This is a genomic window from Henriciella sp., from assembly GCF_049649345.1.
Classification (GTDB): domain Bacteria; phylum Pseudomonadota; class Alphaproteobacteria; order Caulobacterales; family Hyphomonadaceae; genus Henriciella.
The window spans coordinates 1-1,553 of sequence record NZ_JBARZC010000640.1 but is presented as its reverse complement, the minus strand read 5'-3'; the positions used below and the strand labels follow the sequence as shown (position 1 = coordinate 1,553).

2 protein-coding genes are annotated in these 1,553 nt (G+C 66.0%); both read right to left on the bottom strand.

Going from position 1 to position 1,553, the window contains the following annotated elements; all coding sequences use genetic code 11:
• Positions 1–54: 54 nt before the first annotated feature.
• Positions 55–1,098 (bottom strand): GTPase ObgE, encoded by a 1,044-nt coding sequence (obgE, locus tag WA989_RS17655; RefSeq protein ID WP_424341788.1) that lies wholly within the window; start codon positions 1,096–1,098, stop codon positions 55–57.
• 9 nt (positions 1,099–1,107) lie between these two features.
• Positions 1,108–1,553, bottom strand: a 446-nt coding sequence (locus WA989_RS17650; RefSeq protein ID WP_424341787.1) for a GNAT family N-acetyltransferase, incomplete at its 5' end; no start/stop codon positions are given.

The following is a 1,553-nucleotide window of genomic DNA, read 5'->3' as shown; positions in this document are numbered from 1 at the left end:
GCGCAGAGCCGGTCTTGATGACAATCCGGCGAGCGTCCCCCAGCGCCTGCTCCATCAGGGCTGCCAGCCTTCCTCGTCGGCCTCGTCCTCTTCGGCTTCAAGATCGTCGAGCTGGCCAAGTTCCCTGGCGACCAGACCGAGCGCCTTGCGCACGCCCGTGCCTGCGACAGATGAGATGCGCAGCGGTTCGTGGCCGCAAACGGCTTTCAGCTCGGCGGCCTGCTCGTCGACCATCTCTTCGGTCAGCGCGTCAATCTTGGTCAGCGCAACGATTTCCGGCTTGCCCGCCATCTCGATCTCATAGTCTTCGAGCTCCTTGCGGATGGTGCGCCAGGCCTCGCCGATATTGTCCTGCGTACAGTCAACCAGATGCAGGAGCACCTTGCAGCGCTCGACATGGCCGAGGAAGCGGTGGCCGAGGCCTGCGCCTTCTGCTGCGCCCTCGATCAGGCCTGGAATATCGGCCAGCACAAAGCGCGTGCCGGGGCCAAGATCGACCACACCGAGGCCGGGATGCAGCGTCGTGAACGGATAGTCCGCGACCTTTGGCTTGGCCGCGGTGGCCGCGCGCATGAAGGTCGACTTGCCGGCATTGTGCAGGCCGAGCAGGCCGGCATCGGCGATCAGTTTGAGGCGCAGCCAGATCGTCCGCTCCTCGCCTTCCTCGCCGGGATTGGCGCGGCGCGGGGCGCGATTGGTCGAAGACTTGAAGTGCAGATTGCCCCAGCCGCCATTGCCGCCCTTGGCGAGCATGACGCGCTGGCCGACTTCTGTGAGGTCGGCGATCATCGTCTCGCGGTCTTCCTCGAAGATCTGCGTGCCGACGGGCAGCTTGATGACCTTGTCGGCCCCGCCCCGGCCATGGCGCTGCTTGCCCATGCCATGCCCGCCGCGTTCGGCCTTGTGGTGCTGCTGGTAGCGGTAATCGATCAGCGTGTTCAGCCCCTCGACCGCTTCGGCCCAGACATGGCCGCCGCGCCCGCCATCGCCGCCATCGGGGCCGCCGAACTCGACATAGGCTTCGCGCCGGAAGGATGAGCTTCCGCGCCCGCCATCGCCGGCCTTGATGTAGATCTTTGTCTGGTCGAGGAATTTCATGGAGTGTCCTTACTGCGCCTTGGCCCGCCTGACCATGAAGATGTGGTCGATATGGGCATCGCGGCCAAGGCAATAGACCGGCGCTTCGCGGTCGGCGACGAAGCCGAGCTTTTCCAGCACGCGGCCTGAGGCGGGATTGTCCGCGAAGTGGCCGGAAACGATCTCGCCGCCATCGCCGCGCGCATCGAGCCAGGCAATGAGCGCGCGGGCAGCCTCTGTCGCCAGGCCGCTTCCCCAATGGTCCGGCGCGACCCAATAGCCGATCTCGAATGGCTCGCCCGCCCCCTTGCGGTGCGCGCCCATGACGCCAATCAGCGCGCCAGCGAGCTCCATCGCAAAGACGTGATCTGTATCGAGGTCGCGCCCCTGAATGACAGCGCGCAGGAACGCCTCGCTCTGGTCCAGCGTCTGACCGGGCGGGATCCGCGCGACTTTCTCATAGATGCGCGGGTCGG